General features: G+C 54.5%; 17 protein-coding genes. 12 read left to right on the top strand and 5 right to left on the bottom strand.

The annotated features are described in order from the left end of the window. Positions 1-170 precede the first annotated feature (170 nt). Complete coding sequence (locus tag K0H80_RS14895; protein WP_258406254.1) at positions 171-653, top strand: hypothetical protein; 483 nt, start codon at positions 171-173, stop codon at positions 651-653. Positions 654-665: 12 nt separating this feature from the next. Further along, positions 666-1,073, top strand: coding sequence for a hypothetical protein (locus K0H80_RS14890; RefSeq protein WP_220072080.1), 408 nt, complete (start codon positions 666-668; stop codon positions 1,071-1,073). 99 nt (positions 1,074-1,172) lie between these two features. On the opposite strand, the gene K0H80_RS14885 is transcribed toward K0H80_RS14890, so the two are convergent. From K0H80_RS14885 to lolB, 3 genes are all read right to left on the bottom strand, one after another. After that, entirely contained in the window at positions 1,173-2,120 is a 948-nt protein-coding gene (locus K0H80_RS14885) for a ribose-phosphate pyrophosphokinase (RefSeq protein ID WP_041407381.1), read from the bottom strand. Between the two features lie 65 nt (positions 2,121-2,185). Further along, positions 2,186-3,040 (bottom strand): 4-(cytidine 5'-diphospho)-2-C-methyl-D-erythritol kinase, encoded by an 855-nt coding sequence (ispE, locus tag K0H80_RS14880; protein ID WP_220072079.1) that lies wholly within the window; start codon positions 3,038-3,040, stop codon positions 2,186-2,188. Beyond that, positions 3,027-3,677: a lipoprotein insertase outer membrane protein LolB gene (lolB, locus tag K0H80_RS14875; protein ID WP_220072078.1), complete on the bottom strand. Its 651-nt coding sequence runs from the start codon at positions 3,675-3,677 to the stop codon at positions 3,027-3,029. The genes ispE and lolB overlap by 14 nt, the downstream gene beginning before the upstream one ends. Before the next feature lie 319 nt (positions 3,678-3,996). Between lolB and hemA the strand changes: the two genes are divergently transcribed. From hemA to K0H80_RS14855, 4 genes are all read left to right on the top strand, one after another. Continuing rightward, the gene (gene hemA, locus K0H80_RS14870; protein ID WP_011866710.1) at positions 3,997-5,247 is read left to right on the top strand and encodes a glutamyl-tRNA reductase; all 1,251 of its coding nucleotides are present in this window, start codon (positions 3,997-3,999) and stop codon (positions 5,245-5,247) included. A 13-nt stretch (positions 5,248-5,260) separates the two neighbouring features. After that, positions 5,261-6,346: a peptide chain release factor 1 gene (prfA, locus tag K0H80_RS14865; protein WP_220060126.1), complete on the top strand. Its 1,086-nt coding sequence runs from the start codon at positions 5,261-5,263 to the stop codon at positions 6,344-6,346. A gap of 38 nt (positions 6,347-6,384) precedes the next feature. Then, positions 6,385-7,227 (top strand): peptide chain release factor N(5)-glutamine methyltransferase, encoded by an 843-nt coding sequence (gene prmC, locus K0H80_RS14860; protein ID WP_220072077.1) that lies wholly within the window; start codon positions 6,385-6,387, stop codon positions 7,225-7,227. 189 nt (positions 7,228-7,416) lie between these two features. Further along, the gene (locus K0H80_RS14855) at positions 7,417-7,659 is read left to right on the top strand and encodes a hypothetical protein (RefSeq protein ID WP_220072076.1); all 243 of its coding nucleotides are present in this window, start codon (positions 7,417-7,419) and stop codon (positions 7,657-7,659) included. Between the two features lie 85 nt (positions 7,660-7,744). Here the strand turns inward: K0H80_RS14855 and K0H80_RS14850 are convergent, their stop codons facing one another. Next, on the bottom strand, positions 7,745-8,158 hold the full coding sequence (locus tag K0H80_RS14850; protein ID WP_220072075.1) for a GNAT family N-acetyltransferase: 414 nt from the start codon (positions 8,156-8,158) through the stop codon (positions 7,745-7,747). A gap of 85 nt (positions 8,159-8,243) precedes the next feature. Here K0H80_RS14850 and K0H80_RS14845 point away from each other — a divergent pair, with 85 nt between their 5' ends. The 6 genes from K0H80_RS14845 (at position 8,244) to K0H80_RS14820 (ending at position 13,902) form a co-directional block, all read left to right on the top strand. After that, positions 8,244-9,158 carry a LysR family transcriptional regulator gene (locus K0H80_RS14845; protein WP_150099974.1) on the top strand — a complete coding sequence of 305 codons (915 nt, stop codon included), beginning with the start codon at positions 8,244-8,246 and terminating at the stop codon, positions 9,156-9,158. A gap of 126 nt (positions 9,159-9,284) precedes the next feature. Next, entirely contained in the window at positions 9,285-9,671 is a 387-nt protein-coding gene (locus tag K0H80_RS14840) for a SirB2 family protein (protein WP_011866704.1), read from the top strand. Further along, the gene (locus K0H80_RS14835; protein WP_220072074.1) at positions 9,671-10,459 is read left to right on the top strand and encodes a SirB1 family protein; all 789 of its coding nucleotides are present in this window, start codon (positions 9,671-9,673) and stop codon (positions 10,457-10,459) included. Before K0H80_RS14840 ends, K0H80_RS14835 begins: the two co-directional genes overlap by 1 nt. Before the next feature lie 124 nt (positions 10,460-10,583). After that, positions 10,584-11,861 carry a DUF819 family protein gene (locus K0H80_RS14830; protein WP_144203675.1) on the top strand — a complete coding sequence of 426 codons (1,278 nt, stop codon included), beginning with the start codon at positions 10,584-10,586 and terminating at the stop codon, positions 11,859-11,861. Positions 11,862-11,923: 62 nt separating this feature from the next. After that, entirely contained in the window at positions 11,924-12,772 is an 849-nt protein-coding gene (gene kdsA / locus K0H80_RS14825; protein ID WP_220043122.1) for a 3-deoxy-8-phosphooctulonate synthase, read from the top strand. A 221-nt stretch (positions 12,773-12,993) separates the two neighbouring features. After that, a complete protein-coding gene (locus tag K0H80_RS14820) occupies positions 12,994-13,902 on the top strand; it encodes a DMT family transporter (protein ID WP_220072073.1) in 909 nt (302 codons plus the stop codon). 7 nt (positions 13,903-13,909) lie between these two features. Here K0H80_RS14820 and K0H80_RS14815 read toward each other — a convergent pair whose 3' ends face one another. Then, a complete protein-coding gene (locus K0H80_RS14815) occupies positions 13,910-15,349 on the bottom strand; it encodes a methyl-accepting chemotaxis protein (RefSeq protein WP_220072072.1) in 1,440 nt (479 codons plus the stop codon). Positions 15,350-15,489: the final 140 nt, after the last annotated feature.

Raw genomic sequence — 15,489 nt, 5'->3', positions numbered from 1 at the left:
ATCTATCAGTTGCCTATCAGGCCTGATTCTGATTCCTCTGATTCGAGATTTAAGCATCGCTTCAATCCTTGCGTGAAGTCTTCAAGTCACGAGCCGACTCAAGCTTTGATCTAACTGGCTAGTCGCTGCTAGGCCCCTGTGATAGCATGAGTTTTTTATTATCACAGGGAGTGACAACCTTGAGCATTAAAACATTAGTCTGTGGCCTGAGCCTACTGGCGCTTAGCCCTCTTATGATTAGCCCTCTGGTGCTGGCACAGCCCAGCGCACTAACGATAAAACAAAACACCAAGCCTAAGTCTTCAGACCGTTATATTCGCGCGGTGCATCAAGAGATAGAGACCCACAACATAGGGCTCGAAAAGACCCGCTACGCCATCCTGATGGGCATGCTGAATACCAAGGGGTTCGCCTGGGTGTATGACGGCGAGGGCGAGGGTTATATCCTGGCGCGCTTCGACTATCGGGGCGACACCAATGTGATGCGCATCGAATACGACGAGTCCCTGGTGCAACTCAAGTATCAAGATGCCTTGGGCGATTATCAGTGCGCAAATCTCATCGACGGGATCTGCTATAAGAATGGCCGAGGCTACTTCAACTACATCAAGAACCTCAGAGCCAGCATCGCCAGACAGCTGCAAATGCGTTAAGGAAGCGTGAAGATGAAAAAGATTATGCTAGGAATGCTCATAGGTCTAAGCCTTGCGGCGCCATTGCAGGCACAGGGGCTGCACCTCTATCAAGATCCCATTCCACTGGGCAGCTATGTGACAGATTACGACGATATGCTGGACAAGGCCGTGTCTCGCAACCATTGGCGCTTCGAGCGTGAGGGGGACAAACGCTTCGCCAGACTGAGCTACAAGACCTACGAGATAAACGTCGAGCTGGTTGAGAGCGACAAGGGTATCGCCATCACGCTGATCGATGCCAAGCGCGAAGGCTGCACCAAGAACTGTGACGTCGATATGGACAAGGTCAGTGGCTGGCTGGTCAAACTGCGCCGCACCATCGCCTATGATCTTACCCTGGCGGTACGGGATGACGCCTTGAGGCGCACGGTCAGATAAGAGTAGGCATAGATAAGCATTCGCTGACACTAAGTCATGCTAGATACAAAAAAGCCACTCAATCGAGTGGCTTTTTTCGTTACCCTTGAAAGTGGGTGATTAGTGCTTAAACATCGCAGAGATAGACTCTTCGTTGCTTACGCGGCGGATAGCTTCAGCCATCACGCTAGACATGGTCAGCTGAGTCACTTTATCCAGTGCCGCCATCTCTTCACTTAGTGGGATGGTGTCGGTCACGATCACTTCGTCGATCACAGACTCGGCGATGTTTTTAGGCGCGTTGCCTGAGAATACTGGGTGAGTGGCGTAGGCGAATACGCGGTTAGCACCGTGCTCTTTAAGTGCCTCGGCTGCTTTACACAGGGTACCGCCAGTGTCGATCATGTCGTCGACTATGATGCAGTCGCGGCCTTGAACGTCACCAATGATGTGCATCACCTGAGCAACGTTTGCCTGTGGGCGACGCTTGTCGATGATAGCCAGATCTGAGTCGTCCAGTAGCTTGGCTACGGCGCGGGCACGTACTACACCACCGATATCTGGTGAAACTACGACAGGGTTGTCCAGCTGCTTGGCCAGCATGTCTTCCAGCAGCACTGGGCTACCGAATACGTTGTCTACAGGTACATCGAAGAAGCCCTGGATCTGCTCGGCGTGCAGGTCACAGGTCAATACGCGGTCAACACCAACGCTTGATAGGAAGTCGGCGACTACCTTAGCGGTAATAGGTACACGAGCACTGCGTACACGACGGTCTTGACGAGCGTAACCGAAGTAAGGAATAACCGCAGTAATACGGCCAGCAGATGCGCGACGTAACGCGTCTACCATAACGATAAGTTCCATCAGGTTATCGTTAGTAGGTGCACACGTAGATTGAATGATAAATACATCCGCCCCACGTACATTTTCGTTAATCTGGACACTGATTTCACCGTCACTGAAAACGCCAACCTCAGCGTCTCCGAGTTTACAAAATAGGCGATCTGCTATCTTCTTGGCGAGACTGGGGGTTGCGTTACCAGCAAATAGTTTAATGTCAGGCACTGTATGGACCTCAGGCGTATGCTTCATTGTAATTGTCGGGATAACCTAGGCTATCCCGCATGAACTTAGCGCTGCGTTAACCGCAACGCTAATGGTGATTTATTTGTCCCTTTGGCGATGAAACCGCACAAACCCGCCGGCAACTTGGCAAAAACCTGCTCTGCCTGCTGGCGTGTGTCGAAGATACCGAATACACATGCTCCGGTTCCCGTCATTCTGGACGGCGCATATTCTATCAGCCACGCCAATGCTTTGGCAACTTGGGGGTATCGCTCGGCGACTCTGGGTTGGCAATCGTTGTGCCAGTCACTGCTCATTAAATCATCCATGGAGAGCTTAGGCGTATCCCGTGGTAACTGGGGATCGTTAAACACCTCGGCGGTGGAAACGTGAACATCTGGGGTCAGGATCAGGTACCAATTTTCCGGCGCCTCGACCGGGATCAACTTCTCGCCGACCCCTTCGGCAAATGCCGCTAAACCATTAATAAAAACAGGGACATCAGCGCCAAGAGACAGGCCTATCTTTGCCAGTTCATCCTGTGATAATTGAGTCTGCCACAGATGATTCAGGGCGACCAGTGTGGTGGCCGCATCGGATGAGCCGCCACCTATGCCGCCGCCCATTGGTAGTTTTTTATCCAGCCAGATCTCGGCACCTTGATGGGTACCTGTGTACTCCTGCAAAGATTTTGCAGCTTTTAGAATTAAGTTATCGTTATTTGCGACAACAGCTTCCATCTCGGAATGCAGGGTGAGGCTGCCGCTGTCGTTGACGGCAAAATCCAGGTAGTCGCAGTAGTCGATAAACTGAAACAGGGTCTGTAGCTCATGGTAGCCATCGGCGCGGCGGCCGTTGACGTGGAGAAACAGGTTGAGTTTAGCCGGTGCCGGCCAGGCGGTGGATCTATTGCTTGTCATCTGTCGATTCCGGTTGTGATGCGCGCTTGGGTGTCAGTGCCTGCCATTGGCTGACCTGTAGCTTTAAACGAATTTCGTCGCGCTCTAGCTGCAGCAGTCTCGGCAGTTCGGCGCCGCTCTGCTCTTGCCAGCTGTTGAAGCTGACGTGCCAGGGGCTGCTGCCCGTGTGGTTGAGCACTTCCTTGGGGCGACCCTGCTCGTCGACTGCGACCACCTCATCCTGAGCGGAAACCTGCCCCGTGATCCACAGCGGCAGGGTGTCGACCGGTATCGACCAGCCGGTGAGGCGCCTGAGCAGCTCCTCGGCATCGCTGTCCTGATACACCTTGTCTTCGATCTCCAGGCTCGCCTGACTAGGGGTCTTGTTAAGGGTCATGACAGTGGTGCCCAGCATAGTGGTTAGGGTCAGGTCGTCATTGCTCTGGGTATGGAACCAGTAGAGGTTGGTGCTGAATTTATCGTCTGGGGTGCGCACCGCTAACTTGCCCTGGAGCTCCCAGGCCTCTGCCTGGTTAGCACTTTCTACCTGTGTGGGGGCGTAGTCGATCGGTTTGTGGGAGGCACAGCCGGCGAGGGTCATTAGCGCTAAGGCCGCACAGCTTGCCGAAATTTTTGTGAAGTAGTTCAAATTATTCATCTATGGCTAAAATCACTAGCGCATATCATACGAGGGCTGACTTTAAATACCAACGACTAATCCCAAATTTCCTGCCAGCCTAGGCTAGGGTTAGCAATGGCTAATTTTCGCCGAGGCCTGAGGGCTTGATTTTAAGCCTCAGGTTTAATAGAAAAAAGTTGTGACAAGCCAGATTATTGTTCGGTTTTGTTAAGCGTATTCTGTTTTTAGTCGACTCAATTGCGTAGAATGACTGGCATTAAGTGAGATGATTAAGGCCTATGGCCGGTAGTCAATGAACTCGCAAGATTAACAGACCCTAGAGACCAGAAAGAGTCAGATGAGCCTTGTAGCAATCGGTATTAATCATAAAACAGCCACTGTAGACCTACGAGAAAAGGTAGCGTTTGCGCCTGATAAAATTCATGAAGCGATGAAGAGTCTTGCCAGTCGGACTAAGACAGGGGAGGCGGTGATCGTCTCGACCTGTAACCGCACCGAGCTCTATTGCAACACGGGTGATGAGGCGGATGTGATCAGCTGGCTGGAGTCTTATCATCAGTTATCTCACGATGACGTATTGCCATGCCTGTACAAGTATCAGGGGCAGCAGGTGGTACAGCATCTGATGCGAGTCTCGTCGGGACTCGACTCGCTCATTCTGGGCGAACCGCAGATCTTAGGTCAGGTGAAGCAATCGTTCGTGAAGGCCAAAGAGGCCGGTACGGTTGCCGTCACCATGGACAGACTGTTCCAAAATACCTTCTCGGTGGCCAAGAAGGTGCGCACCGAGACCGAGATCGGCGCCGCCGCCGTATCGGTCGCCTTTGCGGCCGTGAGCATGGCCAAACATATTTTCTCGGCGCTGAGCGCCACTAAGGTGCTGCTGATCGGCGCCGGCGAGACCATAGAGCTGGTGGCACGCCACCTGAAAGACAATGGTGTCGACTCCATGATAGTCGCCAACCGCACCATTTCCCGCGCCGAAGCCATGTGTGAAGAGTTCGGTGCGACGGCAATTACGCTCGAACAGATACCAGATTTTCTCCCTAAGGCCGATATCGTGATATCCTCTACCGCCAGCCCATTACCTATACTGGGTAAAGGCATGGTAGAAAAAGCGCTTAAGCAGCGTCGTCATCAACCTATGTTATTGGTTGATATAGCAGTTCCTAGAGATATCGAGGCCGAAGTTGCCGATCTGGACGATGCCTTCTTATACACGGTTGACGATCTGCAAAGCATCATTGAACAGAATATGGCCTCCCGACGTGAGGCGGCCGAGAAAGCTGAATTAATTGTTGAAGAGGAATCTCATCATTTCATGGAGTGGATTCGATCGTTAGAGTCGGTCGACAGCATCCGTGAATACCGAAGCCAGAGCATGGCGATCAGAGATGAGTTGGTCGAGCGAGCGATCAATAAGTTGGCCCAGGGTGGTGATAGCGAGCAGCTAATACTGGAACTGGCGAACAAGTTGACCAATAAGTTGATCCACGCCCCGACCCAGGCGCTCACCCAGGCGAGTCGCCGCGGTGACCTCAATAGCTTAGGACAATTAAGAGCAGCGCTCGGACTAGATAAAGACTAAGGTTAGCGTTGTAATGAAGGACAGTGTTATTCGCAAGCTCGAAGGCTTGCTTGAGCGTAATGAAGAGGTTTTGGCGCTGCTGAGTGATGCGGAAATCATCGCCGATCAGGAGCGTTTTCGCGCTCTGTCCAAAGAGTATTCTCAACTCGAAGACGTGGTAAAGAGCTTTAAGGCCTATCGTCAGGCAGAAGAAGATCTTGCCTCGGCGCAGGAGATGCTCGCCGAAGATGACGCCGATCTGAAAGAGATGGCGCAAGAAGAGATTAAAGAAGCCAAGGCGACCCTGGAAGCCTTGGAAGGCGAGCTGCAGATCTTGCTGCTGCCAAAAGATCCTAAAGATGACAACAACGCCTTCCTCGAGATACGTGCCGGTGCCGGTGGTGACGAGGCGGCTATCTTTGCCGGTGACCTGTTCCGCATGTACAGCCGCTACTGCGAGGCAAACCGCTGGCAGATGGAGATCATGAACGCCAATGAAGGCGAACATGGTGGCTTCAAAGAGATCATCGTTAAAGTCTCAGGCGATGGCGTCTATGGCAAGCTCAAGTTCGAGTCGGGCGGACACCGCGTACAGCGCGTGCCTGAAACAGAATCTCAAGGGCGTGTGCATACCTCGGCCTGTACCGTGGTAGTAATGCCTGAGATCCCAGAAGCCGAAGCGATCGAAATCAATCCTGCCGACCTAAAGGTCGACACCTTCCGCGCCTCGGGCGCCGGTGGTCAGCACGTTAACAAGACAGATTCTGCTATCCGTATTACCCATATTCCGTCGGGTATCGTGGTGGAGTGTCAGGATCAGCGCTCGCAGCATAAAAACCGCGCCCAGGCGATGAGCGTCTTAGCCGCTCGTATTCAGGCGGTGGAAGATGAGAAGCGCCGCAGCGAAGAGGAATCGACACGTCGTAACCTGGTGGCCAGTGGTGACCGCTCGGAGCGTGTGCGTACCTATAACTTCCCTCAGGGACGTGTGAGCGAGCACAGAATCAACCTGACTCTCTATCGCCTCAGCGAAGTGATGGAAGGCGACCTCGATGCCATCCTCGGCCCCTTGATGCAGGAAAACCAAGCCGACATGTTAGCAGCCCTTTCCGAAGGTTAATCTTGCTATCATTGCCGCTAGGTGATTAAGGATATGCTTTGTTCCAGACGTTAGCACAGGCCCTCGAATGGGCCTCGACTCGACTCCAGGATGTGTCTGACAGTGCCAAGCTCGATGCCGAGGTGATGCTGCTGCATATCATTCATAAGCAGCGCAGTTATCTCTATACCTGGCCAGACGAGCGTCTGACCAGCGAGCAGGTGACCGAGTATAAGCAGATGGTTGGTCGCCGCGAGTTAGGTACTCCCATCGCTCACATCGTCGGCGAACGGGAGTTCTGGTCGCTGCCCTTCATGGTTAATCCCACCACACTGATCCCGCGCCCGGATACCGAGATTTTGGTAGAGACGGCCCTTAACCTGCCGCTGGCGGAGAATGCTAAGGTGCTGGACCTGGGGACTGGTACTGGGGCTATCGCCCTGTCGCTGGCCTTCGAGCGTAGCCACTGGCAGATCACCGCGGTAGATAAGGTGCTCGAGGCCGTCGCCCTGGCCAAGGCTAACCGTGACAATCTCAAGTTGCCTCAGGTGGAGGTGCTGCAGAGTGACTGGTTCGACGCCATCAATCGCTATGACTTCAACCTGATCGTCTCCAATCCGCCCTATATCGATGAGGAAGATGAGCACCTGTCCCAAGGGGATGTGCGCTTCGAACCCCATAGCGCGCTCACCGCTGGTGAACACGGCTATGCGGATCTCTTCTACATCGCCGAGGCGGCGCGCGACTACTTGGCGCCCGGCGGCTATCTGCTGCTTGAGCATGGTTTCGGCCAGGCTCTTACGGTGCGCGATAAGATGATCGAGCTGGGTTACGAGGCGGTCGCGACGGTACGCGATTTTGGCAGCAACGACAGATGTACCCTAGGTCGCTGGCCAAGATAGTTGGGTTTGATAGCTTCTTAGCTTAAGCCACAGCACTAGCACTTCACCGCGCGACACTAAAAACGCCATGGGCCTGAGCCTGTGGCGTTTTCTTTTCGTAATATTGTCGTTCTGTTTTAATGCCTCCCAGGATAGTCCATACTCAACAGGTCGCAGGCTAGGGCTGACCTAGCGTTTCAGGAAAACACCATGAAAATGATCGCTATGTTACTGGCCTTGTTAATCATCGGCCTCTTGTATTATCAGCAACTCGCCAAGCAACCTGTGCTCAGCGAGCAGACCGAGGCGGCCCTGGAGGCCACTCAAGGCACAGGTCCTAAGGTGCCGACCCGCCCGGATGAAATCGCCACCTTCGATAAGGAGATGAACGCCCTGATGCAGGAGGAGGCCGAGAAGCGGGCCAAGGCGTTAAAGGAAGCCGAGGGCCAGTAGCGCTTAAAAGAGAGGCCGCTACTGTTTGAAGAAGCCTTAGGTTTGAAATTGATTCGCTAAGGCTGGTTAGTTTAGACTTGCTCGCTTAGAGCATCTTGGTCATGAAGTATTTACAGCCCGTCTTAGGGTATTGCTCCTGAGTCCACTCTAGAGAATAGCCTCTGGCCTCGTAGAAGGGTCGCGCCTGAAAGTTTAGGGTATCTAAGATGGCGTAGATGCAGCCGCGTTCCCTGGCGATACGTTCGGCCTCTTCTAACATCTGGCTGCCGATCTGTTGTCCTCTGAGCGACTCGCTCACCCAAAAGTTATCTATCATCAGCCAGTTGCCGAAGGTGCGGGCCGACAGGCCGGCGATCATCTCTCCCGCCTCATTCTCCAGCTTAAGCCCCAGGGGTAAGCGCTCGCTCACCTCCCAACGCTGCCAGTTAAACTCGGCGATTTTTTGCTGCACTGCCTCGGCAAATTCGGGGCTGGCGTCTTGGGTAAAAGTGATGCTCATGATTAACTACCTTGATGTTGATTCCTATGCCGACTAGCTTAAACTAGCGGGATAAATCTGATAAGTGCATTATCTGCATTGGGAGATGAAATCTGTGCATAAAGGTTTGTATCATGTTGATTTAAATCTTCTTAAGTTGTTTCATTCGCTCTATTGCTGTCGCAGTGTAACCCAAGCGGCGCAGCAGATGCACCTGAGTCAGTCGGCGTTTAGTCACGCGCTCTCCAGGCTACGCCAGCAATTGGATGACCCACTGTTTATCCGCTCGGCCAGCGCGATGCTCCCAACTCCCTATGCCGACTCCATCAGCGTCGAGGTCGGCCAGGTGCTGGACAGGCTCAGCGACTGCCTATTACCCAAACAGGCATTTTCTCCGGTGCAGAGTCAGCATGCATTTCGCATCGCGGTGACTGACTTTACCGCCCTGATGTTAATGTCGCGTCTTGCCAAGCGGCTCAGCACCCTGGCGCCCAAAGTTCGCCTCAATCTGATTCACGATGAGCAGCGTATGCCCCTGAGCCGTTTCGAGTCTGGTCAATTGGATTTCGCCTTGGACTTCTCCCATGACGAGGGCCAGGGTCACAGACTTATCAGCGAGTCCCTATGGTGGGAGGGAGACTATTGCACCCTGGCAAGCTCCAAGGTGACCAAGATGAACCGTGACATCTTTCTCGCCAGTCGGCATATCCTGGTTTCCCCATGGGGAACTGATACAGGGATAGTGGATCAGGTACTTGCCTCACAGGGGCTGAGCCGGGATATCGCCATACAGCTGCCAAATGTCATCAACGCGCCATTTCTGGTGGAGGAGTCGGGGTATCTGGTGACCCTGCCGCGTCAGGCGGCGCGCCTGCTTGCCCATAGCCTACCGCTCAATGAGTTCGACGTCCCTCTGCCTATGCCAAGCTACAAGTTGACGTTGATGAGTTATAAGCCGACCGAAAACACCTCAGAAAACCTTTGGCTGAGGGAGCAGATAAACGAGCTGTTCGACACCTGAGAGGCGTGATCATCCAAGGTGTTAACTCAATTTAAGTGGATATGTTGAAATCGGTTGTGCCGATATTGGTGCCCCGGCCTTTGATCGGGTACACTAGCGCCTTTGCGAGCCACGAAAGAAGATATAATGGACAGTTTATACCCAGCTATTAAGCATATACACCTCACCCTGATTGCCGTGAGTGTGCTGTTTTTTATCGTACGATTTGTGCTGCATCTTAAACAATCAGCCATCATGGACAAGAAATTTGTTAAGATTGCGCCCCATGTGATCGATACCTTCCTGCTGCTCTCCGGCCTAACCTTATGCTTCATCATCAAGCAGTATCCGTTTCAGGATGCTTGGTTGACCGAGAAGATAGGCGCAGTGATCGCTTACATCTTCCTGGCTGCCATCTCGCTTAAGGCTAACCGTAACAAACTCTTCAAGACCTTTGCCGCCCTGGGCGCGTTGGCCTGGGTGATGTACGCTGCGAAAATTGCCATGTTTAAACAAGCAATATTAATGAGCTAATGACAAACCTGATCTTAAACGAGGCGCTCTCCCTTCCAGAGAGCGCCTTTGATATTTCCGAGCACCTGGGATTTTCCGATAAGGAAGCGGCTAAGTGGGCCTGGTTTGAACTGGCAGGCTCTGTACTTAGCCACTATCTGGTCAACAGAGAAGCCCGTCTCGAGGCGCTGCTCAAATGGTTCTATCAGGATCTCGGCTTCTGTGCGCGAGAGTCCTATTTCAGTATCGAGGCGGCGGATCTCGCCAGCTGCATCACCACGCGGCAGGGGAACAGTACCACGCTGGCAAGCGTGCTTATGCTGCTGGGTAAGCAGCTGGACCTGGTAATGCAGCCGCTGCTGTTGCCGGGCACCACAGTGCTAAGCTGTCGTATTGACGATAAGGTGCGCTATATCGACCCGCTCACTGGGCAATCCCTGACTCGTCATCAACTGCATGTGTTGGTGCGCGGCGAGTTAGGCAATGGCGCGCCCTTTAAGCCGCGTTATCTGAAGCCCGCGAGCCTCAAGCGCCTGCTGTCACGCATGCTGCATGAACTCAAGGCCGGCGCCATTCTGGCGAGCAAGTTTGAGAGCGCCATGGAGTGCTGTAACTTATTGCTGCAGTGGCACCAAGATGACCTGAATCTTAACCGGGAGCGGGCCTTTATCGCCCAGCAGCTAGGTTGTATCAGCGTCGCGGCGGCGGATCTGCGACACTTTGTCGATAACAGTCCCCATGACCCTGTGACCGAGCTGGTCAAATTACAGTTAAAAGAGCTCAACGACGAGGTTGAGGTCTATCATTAACCCTTAGCGTCGAGGCCAGGATGGCCAGGCGCGGGGCGAATTTGCCGCGATTGCCAATCGGCTGGCGCGGCCACCACTATAACTACAACAATAAATAACCCATACAAAACAAAAGGGAGATGAGATGAGCAGTACCGCGATAGTCAGCAATGACGCCACGGCATTAGTCACCAATGATGCCACGGGCCTAGGCCTGTTGGCGGTGATCTTAGGATTCGTGTTTTACACCAATAGCAGCCAGCACCCATTCTGGGTGAAGTTTTATCGTTTCATTCCTGCGCTGCTGCTCTGCTACTTTCTGCCTTCGCTGCTCAACTCCTTTAATATCCTGGATGGCGATACCTCAAATCTCTATTTTGTCGCCTCCCGTTACCTGTTACCCGCCTGTCTGGTGCTGCTGATCTTAAGTGTCGACCTCAAGGCGATCCTAAGCCTTGGCCCCAAGGCGATTGTGATGTTTTTAACCGGTACCGTCGGCATAGTGATAGGGGGGCCAATTGCCTTACTTATCGTGTCGACCCTCAACCCTGAGATCCTCGGGGTGAGCGGGCCAGATGCGGTCTGGCGCGGCATGACTACCTTGGCCGGCAGCTGGATTGGCGGCGGCGCAAACCAGGCGGCGATGAAGGAGATCTACGAGGCCGGTGGCAACATCTTCTCCATCATGGTGACGGTCGATGTGATCGTGGCCAACATCTGGATGGCGGTGCTGCTGTTTATGGCCTCTAAGGCCAAGGAGATCGATGCTAAGACGGGCGCCGATACCCGCGCCATAGAGACCCTCAAAGAGAAGGTAGAGAAGTATCACGCCGAAAATGCCCGTATCGCCAGCCTGCGTGATCTGATGATGATCGTCGCCGTGGGCTTTGGTATCACGGGCCTGGCCCATGTGATCGCCGATTTCCTCGGCCCCTTCTTCGAGGCCAACTATCCCTGGACCCGCGATTACAGCCTGACCTCTAAGTTCTTCTGGCTGATCGTGACGGTAACCACCATAGGCCTGGCCATGTCCTTTACGCCTGTGCGCCATCTTGAGGCGGCGGGGGCTTCTAAGGTCGCCTCGGCGTTCCTCTATATCCTGGTGGCGACTATCGGCCTGCATATGGATGTGTTCAAACTGTTTGACCCGGCCAACCTCTGGTATTTCGCCATCGGCATCATCTGGATGATAGTCCATGCCGGCTTCATGCTGCTGGTGGCCAAGCTTATCCGCGCGCCACTGTTTTACATGGCGGTGGGCAGTCAGGCCAACGTCGGCGGCGCGGCCTCGGCGCCCGTGGTGGCCGCGGCCTTCCATCCGGCCCTGGCACCTGTCGGTGTACTCCTGGCCGTATTAGGCTATGCTGTAGGCACCTATATGGCGTGGGTGTGTGGTCAGATACTGCAGGTCGTGGCTCAGTGATAGGCCGATAAAGAATTTGATTCCTGCCGGGCTTGCCCCGGCTTCTTAAGAGAGAAGTAGCGATGAGTAATAAAACCATAAAGTTAGGTAGCATTGAAATTGCAAACGACAAGCCCTTTGTCCTGTTTGGCGGCATGAATGTGCTCGAGTCGCGAGACCTGGCCATGCAGATCGCAGAGACCTATGCGGAAGTTACTCAGAAGCTTGGGATCCCTTATGTGTTTAAGGCATCATTCGACAAGGCTAATCGCTCATCGGTGAACTCTTACCGTGGCCCAGGCATGGAAGAGGGACTGAAGATCTTCCAGGAGATTAAGGATACCTTTAAGCTGCCGCTGATCACCGACGTGCATGAACCCTACCAGTGCCAGCCGGTGGCCGAGGTGGTGGATATTATTCAGCTGCCCGCCTTCCTGGCACGTCAGACGGATCTTGTGGTCGCCATGGCCAAGACTGGCGCCATCATCAACGTGAAGAAGCCACAGTTCCTGGCGCCCCATGAGATGCGTCATATCATCACCAAGTTTAACGAGGCGGGTAACGACGAGATCATCCTGTGTGAGCGTGGCTCTTGCTTCGGTTACAACAACCTGGTGGTCGACATGCTGGGCATGGATGAGATGAAGCAGTCGGGTTACCCAGTGATCTTCGATGCGACCCACGCCCTGCAGCGTCCAGGCGGACGTGCCGATAGCGCTGGCGGTCGTCGTGCCCAGGCCACCGAGCTGGCCCGTAGCGGCATGGCGCTTGGCCTGGCGGGTCTGTTTATCGAGGCGCACCCGGATCCAGACAACGCCAAGTGTGACGGCCCATGTGCCTTGCCACTGCATCAGCTGGAAAACTATTTGACCCAGATGAAGGCGATCGACGATCTGGTGAAATCGTTCGACCCAATCGATACCAGCAAGTAAGCGAGCCTTCACTCAGACGGCTGTTAATCGAGGTCGACATAATGCTGAAGCCCCGCCTGTGCGGGGCTTTTTGTTGTTCGTTGAATTGTCTCAGGCACCAGCGCTTTAGCCTGCAATCGTCCTAAGGCTTAATCACACGGCTCACTGTCCATGAGGCATTTTCACTCGCCCGGCAGGCGGTTAGGCGTTAGGCTAGTAGCCCCTTTTTGTGAGAGTCGCTTATGTGGATTGTCTTTACCTTTCTCGCCGCCTTCATGCAGTCCTGGCGTAATGCCCTGCAGAGTCAGCTGAGCCGCGACGTCAAGGTGGCCGGGGTGACGCTGGCGCGTTTTCTCTGGGCCGGGCCCATCGCCGCCTGTTATCTCGCCGCGCTTTACCTCTTCCTGCCGCCTGATCTGCAACAAGCGGGGCAACAAGCGGGGCAAGAGAGCCTGCAGCTGTTTCCCGCCCCTTTCTGGGGTTTCGTGCTCGGCGCCGCCTTGATGCAGATTGTGGCCACGGGCTTGATGGTGAAGCTGTTTCAGCTCAGAGACTTCGCCATAGGTGCAGGCCTTGCCAAGAGCGAGGCGATCGTCGCTGCCGTGTTTGGCGCCCTGTTTTTCGGCACCCAACTGAGCCTGCTGGGCTGGCTCGGCGTGGTGGTAGGCGCCCTGGCCGTGCTCCTGATGAGCAAGGGGTCTGGGGTTGCCAGGCTCTCGCCTCAGGTGTTACTGCTGGGACTCGCCTGCGGCAGTGCCTTCGCGCTCACTTCGCTCTGGGTCAGAGAGGCGAGTCTGGTGCTGACTCTGCCTTTTCCTCACAGCGCCGCCTGGGTGCTGTTCTGGGTTATAAGCGTGCAGACCGTTATCTTGCTGCTGTTTCTCTACTTGCGGGACCGTCAGACCCTGGCGGCCCTGTGGCGTCGGCCTAAGTTGACCCTGGCTATCAGCGTGACAAGCTGCCTGGGCTCCATCGGCTGGTTCAGCGCCATGGCCTTGCAGGCGGTGCCCTATGTGAAGACATTGGGTCAGGTTGAGGTGTTTTTTACCCTAATCGTGGCGGGGAGTTATCTCAAGCAGAAGGTGAAGCCGAAGGAGATGACCGCCTTGCTGCTTATCGCAGTGGCGGCCATCTTGGTCATCTGGGGATGATGCGGACTTAAGCGGTCTGGTAGCGGGCGAGGATCTTGCCCAGACTCTCAGAGGCCTGAGACAGCTGACTGACGCCTATCGAGGACTGGTTGGCCAGCTCCTTGATCACGTTGGCCTGCTGACGTATCTCACTCAACTCGGAGGCGATATCGTTGGCCACGGCGCTCTGTTCCTCCGAGGAGGCGGCGATCTGGAAGCTCATGTCGATAACCGATTGCGACGACTCGTTGATGGCGCTGACGTCTGTGCCTATCTCGGTGATTAGCGACTGGCTGGATTCGGCCTGTTTGACCGTGCGCTGGGTGATGTTGTCTATGTTATTGGTTTCCTGCTGCAGGTTCTCGATCATCGCCTGAATTTCCACCGTGGCCGACTGAGTGCGGCTGGCCAGGGTTCTCACCTCGTCGGCAACCACGGCGAAGCCGCGGCCCATCTCACCGGCGCGGGCGGCCTCGATGGCGGCGTTAAGCGCAAGCAGGTTGGTCTGCTCCGAGATGGCGTTGATTGTGGTGATCACTTCGTTGATCTTGGTGGCGTTGACCTTGAGGGTGCTGACCGAATCTGAGGTCTGCTCGATAAAGCCAGACAGCTGTTCGATATCCTTGATCGCCTTCTGTACGCGCTCATAGCTCTGACGGATTGAGTGTGAGTTTTGCTCCACTTTCTCCACCGAGCTGTTGGAGATGTTGGATACCTCACCGGCTGAGGCCGTCATCTCCTCCATGGCGGTGGCAACCGAGTCGAGGGATTGATATTGCTGCTCGATCTGGCGCTCGCTCTCCTGATTCTCCGAGGCGAAGGAGCTGGCGGTGTGATGCAGCGTCTCGGCATTATCTTTCACCGTGACCACAAGCTCGGTGAGTGTGTCCATGGCGTTGTCCAGTGCGCAGCCTATGGTGCCAAACTCGTCACGACCCGGGTGAAAGCCCAGGCGTGAGGTGAGGTCACCCTTGGCGATATTCTTGGTGGTGGTCCACAGCACCCAGAGGGCACCGCCGATGAAGGTGGCGTTCCAGTAGAGCAGGACGGCGAATGGCAGTAACCAGAGATAGGTGAGCAGCAGGCTGTAGAGGGCCGACTGTTTGGCATCGCGCTCGCGGCTGGCGACATTCTGCGTCAGCGACAGGTTTTGCCCCGCGGCGCTGCGCACCACGGCGGTGACGCTGTCTTGGCTGCGGCTTGAGCTTGCCTGACCGCTGGGCTGGATATTCAGGCTGGCAAACTTATCGGTCTGGCCGCTGGTTTCCAGGGCGCGTACCATGCCCGATAGCTCACTTTCCAGCGCCGTCATCGTGGCTTGCTCTATGGCATCTATGCTGCCTTGATAGCGGCTGACGCCGATGCAGGTGATGGCGATGAAAAACAGCGCCCCAATGACCCAAAATTTATCGTTAATAGACATCTTGATGAAGAGTTTGTCTATGGTGCGAAAATTAACTTCTCTCATAGTTTTTTTCCGTCTCGTATTAAGGCTGAGGCCTTAGACAATAGTAGAATAAAATGCGGCGACATCCTTAAAATTACGCCTTTTTTACCAATAAATACAGGATGGTTTAACGTTTTTTTTACATAGGTTGCGGCGCACCT

The sequence above is a fragment of the Shewanella aegiceratis genome (assembly GCF_019457495.1).
GTDB lineage: Bacteria > Pseudomonadota > Gammaproteobacteria > Enterobacterales > Shewanellaceae > Shewanella > Shewanella loihica.
Note: the sequence above shows the minus strand (reverse complement) of the source record. Positions and strands in the feature narration are given on the sequence as shown.

Excerpts from the sequence above, each read along its gene's own strand:
- lolB (WP_220072078.1), bottom strand. The coding sequence starts at position 3,677 with ATGAATAATTTGAACTACTTCACAAAAATTTCGGCAAGCTGTGCGGCC.
- K0H80_RS14830 (WP_144203675.1), top strand. The coding sequence starts at position 10,584 with ATGAGCAGTACCGCGATAGTCAGCAATGACGCCACGGCATTAGTCACC.
- K0H80_RS14815 (WP_220072072.1), bottom strand. The coding sequence starts at position 15,349 with ATGAGAGAAGTTAATTTTCGCACCATAGACAAACTCTTCATCAAGATG.
- prfA (WP_220060126.1), top strand. The coding sequence starts at position 5,261 with ATGAAGGACAGTGTTATTCGCAAGCTCGAAGGCTTGCTTGAGCGTAAT.
- K0H80_RS14820 (WP_220072073.1), top strand. The coding sequence starts at position 12,994 with ATGTGGATTGTCTTTACCTTTCTCGCCGCCTTCATGCAGTCCTGGCGT.
- K0H80_RS14835 (WP_220072074.1), top strand. The coding sequence starts at position 9,671 with ATGACAAACCTGATCTTAAACGAGGCGCTCTCCCTTCCAGAGAGCGCC.
- K0H80_RS14840 (WP_011866704.1), top strand. The coding sequence starts at position 9,285 with ATGGACAGTTTATACCCAGCTATTAAGCATATACACCTCACCCTGATT.
- hemA (WP_011866710.1), top strand. The coding sequence starts at position 3,997 with ATGAGCCTTGTAGCAATCGGTATTAATCATAAAACAGCCACTGTAGAC.
- K0H80_RS14845 (WP_150099974.1), top strand. The coding sequence starts at position 8,244 with ATGAAATCTGTGCATAAAGGTTTGTATCATGTTGATTTAAATCTTCTT.
- K0H80_RS14850 (WP_220072075.1), bottom strand. The coding sequence starts at position 8,158 with ATGAGCATCACTTTTACCCAAGACGCCAGCCCCGAATTTGCCGAGGCA.
- K0H80_RS14890 (WP_220072080.1), top strand. The coding sequence starts at position 666 with ATGAAAAAGATTATGCTAGGAATGCTCATAGGTCTAAGCCTTGCGGCG.
- kdsA (WP_220043122.1), top strand. The coding sequence starts at position 11,924 with ATGAGTAATAAAACCATAAAGTTAGGTAGCATTGAAATTGCAAACGAC.
- ispE (WP_220072079.1), bottom strand. The coding sequence starts at position 3,040 with ATGACAAGCAATAGATCCACCGCCTGGCCGGCACCGGCTAAACTCAAC.
- K0H80_RS14855 (WP_220072076.1), top strand. The coding sequence starts at position 7,417 with ATGAAAATGATCGCTATGTTACTGGCCTTGTTAATCATCGGCCTCTTG.